At 75.1% G+C, this 6,747-nt stretch carries 6 protein-coding genes; 2 read left to right on the forward strand and 4 right to left on the reverse strand.

The features are described from left to right. Positions 1-59: 59 nt before the first annotated feature. Positions 60-710: a cysteine hydrolase family protein gene (locus tag ACFU6K_RS27145; RefSeq protein WP_380667276.1), complete on the reverse strand. Its 651-nt coding sequence runs from the start codon at positions 708-710 to the stop codon at positions 60-62. 15 nt (positions 711-725) lie between these two features. Here ACFU6K_RS27145 and ACFU6K_RS27150 point away from each other — a divergent pair, with 15 nt between their 5' ends. Next, on the forward strand, positions 726-1,688 hold the full coding sequence (locus ACFU6K_RS27150; protein ID WP_380667278.1) for a GlxA family transcriptional regulator: 963 nt from the start codon (positions 726-728) through the stop codon (positions 1,686-1,688). Positions 1,689-1,717: 29 nt separating this feature from the next. Here ACFU6K_RS27150 and ACFU6K_RS27155 read toward each other — a convergent pair whose 3' ends face one another. After that, positions 1,718-2,932, reverse strand: a complete 1,215-nt coding sequence (locus ACFU6K_RS27155) for an MFS transporter (protein WP_380667280.1) — start codon at positions 2,930-2,932, stop codon at positions 1,718-1,720. 161 nt (positions 2,933-3,093) lie between these two features. On the opposite strand from ACFU6K_RS27155, the gene ACFU6K_RS27160 reads away from it, so the two are divergent. Next, positions 3,094-3,939: a helix-turn-helix domain-containing protein gene (locus ACFU6K_RS27160; protein ID WP_380667282.1), complete on the forward strand. Its 846-nt coding sequence runs from the start codon at positions 3,094-3,096 to the stop codon at positions 3,937-3,939. 189 nt (positions 3,940-4,128) lie between these two features. On the opposite strand, the gene ACFU6K_RS27165 is transcribed toward ACFU6K_RS27160, so the two are convergent. Further along, positions 4,129-5,709, reverse strand: a complete 1,581-nt coding sequence (locus tag ACFU6K_RS27165) for an AMP-binding protein (protein ID WP_380667284.1) — start codon at positions 5,707-5,709, stop codon at positions 4,129-4,131. 122 nt (positions 5,710-5,831) lie between these two features. Continuing rightward, positions 5,832-6,359 carry a hypothetical protein gene (locus ACFU6K_RS27170; protein WP_380667286.1) on the reverse strand — a complete coding sequence of 176 codons (528 nt, stop codon included), beginning with the start codon at positions 6,357-6,359 and terminating at the stop codon, positions 5,832-5,834. Positions 6,360-6,747: the final 388 nt, after the last annotated feature.

Consider the following 6,747-nt stretch of genomic DNA (forward strand, 5'->3'; position numbering starts at 1 on the left):
CCCCGGGGCCTCGTACGTGCTGCTCGACGCCGAGGAGGGCACCGCCCACGAGCCGCTGGTCAGGCCCGGGCGGCTCCGGTGACGTCCTCGGTGGTCACCACCTTGGCGAAGCGCATCGCGTGCAGGGTGGCGGCCGTGGCGCGGGCGAGGTCGGCGGCCGGGACGGTGGCGCCGTCCGGGCCGGCCATGTCGAAGGAGTGCATGGCGTCGGTGGGGAAGATCGCGTCGTAGCCGAGGTTGCCGGCCATCCGGGCGGTGGTCTCGCAGCACACGTTGGTGATGATCCCGGTGACCACCACCTGCCGGGCGCCGCGCTCCTGGAGCCAGGCGTGCAGGTCGGGCGTGCCGTAGAAGGCGCTGTTGACGGTCTTGGTGACGTGCAGCGCCGGGGTGAGCCCGGCGACGAAGTCCTTCAGGTCGTGTCCCGGGGTGCCCCCGGCCAGCGGGGTGCCGGGGCCGTCGTGCTGCACGGTGACGATCGGGCGGTCGGTGTCCTGCCAGGCGGCGATCAGCTCGGCCATCCGCTGCTCGGCCTGCGGGTTGTCGCGGGGGCCGAAGGCGGGGGCCTCGAAGCCCTTCTGGACGTCGATGAGCAGCAGGACGGCGTCGGGGTCGAGGGCGAGGGGGGCGTCGAAGGCGTCGAGGTTCGTCATGCCGTCCATGGTGGTCGGCGCCACCGGGGAGGCGTGATGGGCGGAGATGCCGACCATCGATAGGTTCCTGCCATGCGTACGGTGGGTTGCCTGATCTTCGACGGTGTCCGGGCCTTCGACTACGCCGTGATCGGCGAGGTGTGGGCGAACCGGGCCATCCGGTCCGGGCAGCCCGTCTTCGACCTGCGGGTCTGCGGGCCGGAGGGCGCCCGGGTGCGGCTGGGCGGCGGGCTGGAGCGGCTCCCCGACCACGCCCTGGCCGCGCTCGCCGACTGCGACCTGGTGGTGGTGCCGGGCGTCGAGGACCCGGGGGCCCGGCACGCCCCGGAGGTCCTGGGCGCCCTGCGGGCCGTCGCCGCGGCCGGCGTCCCGATCGCCTCGCTCTGCGCGGGCGCCTTCGTCCTCGCCGAGGCCGGCCTGCTGGACGGCCGCGAGGCCACCACCCACTGGGCGCTCGCCCCCGAACTCGCCCGCCGCTTCCCGGCGGTGACGGTCCGGCCCGAGGTGCTCTTCACCGGCGGCGACGGCCTGTGGACCTCGGCCGGCGTCGCCGCGGGCATCGACCTCTGCCTGCACCTCGTCCGCACCGCCCACGGCCAGCGGGCCGCCGCCACCATCGCCCGCGCCATGGTCACCGCCCCCTTCCGGGCGGGCGGCCAGAGCCAGTTCATCCCCTCCCCGGTCCCGGACGCCGCCGCCGGCGACGACCCGCTGGCCCGCCTCCGCGCCGAGGTCCTGGCCTCCCTCGACACCCCCTGGACGGTGCGCCGGATGGCCGCCGCCGCCCTGATGTCCGAACGCACCTTCGCCCGCCGCTTCACCGCCACCACCGGCACCACCCCGATGCGCTGGCTCCTCGACCAGCGCGTCCTCACCGCCCAGCGCCTCCTGGAGGAGACCGACCTGCCCGTCGACACCGTCGCCACCCACTGCGGCTTCGCCTCCGCGGTCTCCCTGCGGCCGGTCTTCGTGGACCGGGTCGGCGTCGCACCCCGCGAGTACCGCCGGGCCTTCCGCGGCCGCGAGGAGGGCTGAGCGGTTCACGCCGACTGAACTGGGTTGCTTCATGCGGGAGTCGACGGAGCGGAGGCGGGGCGGCGGGGGCCGGTTGCGGCGGAGAGGGCGAAGACCAGCAGGCCGAGGGTCGTCATGGCGGCGCCGGCGAGGTTGGTGAGGGGGAGGGCGGTGTCGGCGCCGTGTTCGATGACGGCGGCGCCGAGCAGGGAGCCGAGGGTGATGCCCACGCCGAAGGCGGCGGTGTTGGCGGTGCCGACCAGTACGGAGTCGCGGCCCGCGACCCGCAGGACGTAGGCCTGGGTCGGGGTGAGCAGGCCGAAGCCGCAGAATCCGAGCAGGAAGAGGGTGGCCACGGCCGCGCCCTGGTGGTGGACGGTGGCGGTGAAGAGGCCGAGGGTGAGGGCGAGGGCCGCGAACAGGGCCGCCGTCGTCGGGACGAGGGCGCGGTCGGCGGCCCGCCCGGCCAGCCAGTTGCCCGCGACCAGTCCGGCGCCGTAGACCGCCAGCAGCCAGACCACGTCGCCCGTTCCGAAGCCGGTGACCCCGGTCAGCATCGGCTGGACGAAGGTGAAGGAGGCGAACAGCCCGCCGAAGCCGACGGCCGTCGCGGTGAGGGCCAGCCAGAGGCGGAGGTCCGCAAAGACGGCCAGCTCGGCGCGGAGCGAGGGCGCGGCGTCGGCCGGGGCGGTGTCGTCTCGGGTGGCGCCGGCCGGGGCGGTGTCCGTACGGGGGAGGAGTCGCAGCAGGCCGAGCAGTCCCACCGCGCCGAGTACGGCGACCAGCACGAACGCCCCGCGCCAGCCCCAGGCCTGCCCGGCCAGGGTGCCGATCGGCAGGCCGAGGACGTTGGCCAGGCTCAGCCCGGTGAACACCAGGGCGATCGCGGCTCCCTGCCGGGCCGTCGGGACGAGCCGGGAGGCCACGACGGAGGCGACGCCGAAGAAGGCGGTGTGGGTGCACCCGGTGAGGAAGCGGGTGGCCAGGAGGAGGCCGAAGGTCGGCGCGAGCGCCGAGGCGAGGTTGCCCGCCGTGAACAGCAGCATCAGCAGGACGAGCAGGCGTCGGCGGGGCATCCGCAGGGTGAGCAGGGCGAGCGCCGGACCGCAGGCCTGGCCGACGGCGTAGACGGTGGTGACCAGCCCGGTCCGGGCGACGGTGACGTCGAAGTCGGCGGCGAGGGCGGTCAGCAGGCCGTTCGTGACGAACTCGGTGGTGCCGATGGCGAAGGCGCTGAGGGCGAGCGCGAGCAGGGCTGGGGGCATGGCGGTGGAGGGTCCTTGGCTGGGGCGGGGCCGGGGCACGGCCGGACGGGGCCATGCTCCGGCGCCCCGCGCGCCCCGGCCAGCCACCTGCCGTTCCTACTCCTCGGAGGGTCACCCACGGCGCTGGCCTGCGGAAACCTTCCGCCGTAGCCTCGGGGGTCATGGGAGCCAACAGCGAGCTGGGCGAGTTCCTGCGCCTGTGCCGCGCCGCCGTCACCCCGGCCGAGCTGGACCTGCGCGTGCCGGCCGAGCACCGGCGGGTGGCCGGGCTGCGCCGGGAGGAGCTGGCCGGGCTGGCGGGCATCAGCGTCGCCTACTACACCCGGCTGGAGCAGGGGCGCAGCACCAACGCCTCGGACCAGGTGCTCGACGCGATCGCCCGCGTCCTGCGACTGGACGCCACCCAGCGCACCCACCTGGGCGACCTCGCCCGCCGCCCGCCCCGGGCCGTACGGAGCCGCCCTCCGGCCGAGCGGCCGGACCCGCGCTCGGTGCGGCTCCTCGCCTCGCTGGACCACGTGCCCGCCCTGCTGCTCGGCCGCCGCAACGACGTGCTCGCCTGGAACCGCCTCGGCCACGCGCTGCTCGCCGGACACCTCCCGTACGGGGCGCCGGACGATCCGGCCACCCGGCCGTCGATGAGCCGGATGCTGTTCCTGGATCCGCGCACCCGCGCGCTCGAACGGGACTGGGAGCACTACGCCCGCACCCACGTCGGCTACCTGCGGCTGGTCGCCGGGCGGTACGGGGAGGACCGCGCGCTGGCCCGGCTGATCGGCGAACTCAGCATGAAGAGCCCGGAGTTCGCCGCCTGGTGGGCGGGCGGGAACGTGCGGGAGTGCACCTTCGGCAGCAGGACGCTGGACCATCCGGCGGTCGGGCCGCTGGAGGTGACGTACCAGGTGTGGCTCCAACCCGACCGGCCGGACCACCGGTTGGAGGTCTACACCCCCGGCCCGGACCCGGCCGCCGCGGCGGCGCTCGATGCGCTGGCGCGGCAGGCGTAGGGGGCCGGGCGGGGGTTGGGGGGTGGGGTGGCGGCCCTCAGCGCCGCCACCCCGTTGGCTTCTCGGCACGGGGCCCGTGGTGCGTTGAGCCAAACCCCACCTTGGGGTGAAGCCGGGTGGGGATTCCCGTGGGGACCGGTGCCGGTTCGGTGTGCGGCCGCCACCGGCCGCCCGCACCCGGTGGGCCCCTCAGCGCGTGGCGGCCTCGCGCAGCCGCTTCTTGTCCGGCTTGCCGACGGGCGTCAGCGGGATCTCGTCCACGAGGTGCAGCACCTCGGGAGCGAAGATCCGCCCCTTGCGCTCGGTGACGAACGCGCGGAGGGCGTCCAGCTCAGGCCGCTGCCCCGGGGCGGGGACGACGGCGACGTGGACGTGCTCCGCCTCCTGGTCGTCGCGGACGCCGAAGACCGCGCAGCGGGCGACCGCCGGGTGGGTGAGGAGGAGGTCCTCCACCTCGGAGGGGTAGACGTGGCCGCCGACCACGATGATCAGGTCCTTGGCCCGGTCGGAGAGGTAGAGGTAGCCGTCCTCGTCGAAGTAGCCGACGTCCCCGGTGTTCAGCCAGCCGTCCCGCAGCACCGCGGCGGTGAGGTCGGGCCGCTTCCAGTACCCGGCCATGACGGCGTCGGAGCGCAGGTGGATCTCGCCCTGTTCGCCGGTCGGCAGGTCGGTGCCGTCGGCCCCGCGGATCGCCACCTCGACGCCCGGGACGGGCCGGCCGACCGGGACCTGACCGCCGGGGCCGATCCGGTCGTGCTCCTGCGGGGTGAGGAAGGAGATCAGCTGCGCCTCCGACATCCCGTAGAGGCCCACCAGGACCGGCCCGAAGACCTTGAGCGCCTCGCGGATCCGGGTCGGCGAGGCGGCACTGCCCCCGTAGGAGAGGTACCGCAGGCTGGAGAGGTCGGTGCGGCCGACCGCCGGGTGGTCGAGCAGCTGGTGGAGCAGCGGCGGCAGCACCCAGAGGTCGGTGATGTGCTCGCGCTCGACGGCGGCCAGGACCGCGCCGGGCTCGAAGGAGCGCTGGAGGACCACCGTGCCGCCGTGCTGGAGGGTCAGGTCGGCGAAGATGCCGGCCAGGTGGGCGAGCGGGGTGGCGGCGAGGAGGCGGGGCGCGCCGCCGGCGGGGTCGCTGCCGATCGGGGCGTCGAAGATGCGGCGGTACGGCCCGTGCAGGCTGAGGATGCCCTTCGGGATGCCGGTGGTGCCGCCGGTGTGGCGGATGCTGAGGTCGTCCTCCGGCCCGACGCGGACGTCCGGGGGTTCGGCGGGGCGGTGGGCGGAGGCGGCGATGACGTCCTCGCCGACGGCGGCGGGGTCGCCGCCGGGGCCGGGGCCGAGGGTGAGGACGGTCGGCACGTCGATCAGCGGGAGCAACTCGGCTGCCGCGGCGTACCGTTCGGCGTCCACGAGCAGCACGGTGGTGTCGACGCTCGCCGTGATCTCGGCCAGGACCGGGGTGCTCATGCCGTCGTACAGGTTCACCACCCGGGCGCCCGCGAGGCCCGCCGCGTACCGGGCGCTCAGGGCCTCGGGGGTGTTGCCGGTCAGCAGGGTCACGGTGGTGCCGCGGGCGGCGCCCCGGGCGATCAGCTCGTGGGCGAGGCGGTAGGCGGCGGCGGCGAAGTCGCCGGCGGTGATCTCGGCGCCGTCGGCGGTGACGACGGCCTGCCGGCCGGGATCGGCGGCGAGGGACTGGAGGATCAGAGCGGGACCGCTGACGAACTCCGCGTCGGGCATGGCTACTTCTTCCTTGTAGTTTGCAACCATGTCCACAGGCTAACCCCAACCTCCGCCCCTGGTCCGGGAACTGCCGAGGAGGGCTGAATGTGATCGTCCGTCACTCGGACAGGGGAATGATCGTGGTCGCCTGCCTGTTTGGGGGCGCACGGTCAGAACGCCGCCGGGGGCCGGAGGGCGAGGTCGGTGGCGGTGGCCCAGTGCTCGGCCGCGGCGGTGACGATCGCGTAGCCCGGCTGGGAGGGGAGCCGGGGGATCAGGGCGCTGCGGCAGTCGTGGCTGCGGTGGACCTCGACGGGGACGGGGACGCCGTGCAGCCGGACCTCGCCGAGGGTGGGCGGGCCGTCCAGCGGGGCGAGGTGGATGCGGGGGTCGAGGCGGTCCGAATTCGCCAGGAAGGTGGAGAGTTGGGACCGCGGGGTGGTGAGGGAGCCCACCCGGTGGCCGGACGGGACGGGGCGCGAGGTCTGGACGACGGCGACGAGTTCGCCGTCCAGGTGGTAGTTGAGGTCGAGGTGGCAGAGGAAGCCGTCGGAGGACAGCCGCCCGAGCAGGAAGCCCCACCCGCGCGGGGCGTCGCGGAGCACGGCGATCTGCTCGCCCCACTCCTCGGCGGTCTCGCGGCGGGTCGGTATGCGGATGCCGCGCGGGCGGGTGTCGCGGAACAAGGGCTCCCCCAACGGGCTGGTGGTGACCGGGCGTCGGCACGATGATCGCGCCGCGAGGAGCGCCGTGGGAGGGGGAAGCGACTTTTCGGCCGTTCGCCGCGTCGGCGGAATGCTTCGGGCCGGGGCGGGACAGAAGTTTCGGGGGCGTCGCGGGGACGTCCGGGCAACGGCCCGGTGAACCGTGGGGGACGCCGGTCGACGGGCAGCGGCAACCGGACGGGGGCGGGGCATGGGGCAGGGCGGTGCCGCGACGCTCCGTGCGCTCCCGGCGTGATCCGAAGGGGCGGCCCCAGGGCCTGTCTTCAAACTCCCGTCGTCCGCCCGGAGGGCGGGCGGGGCGGCGTTGGGGTGCGTGCATCGCAAGGCGGAGGAGGGAGCCACTGCGGAGCATTGGCGACCG

Origin of the sequence: Kitasatospora sp. NPDC057512, assembly GCF_042802135.1 — a bacterium.
Taxonomy (GTDB): Bacteria; Actinomycetota; Actinomycetes; order Streptomycetales; family Streptomycetaceae; genus Kitasatospora.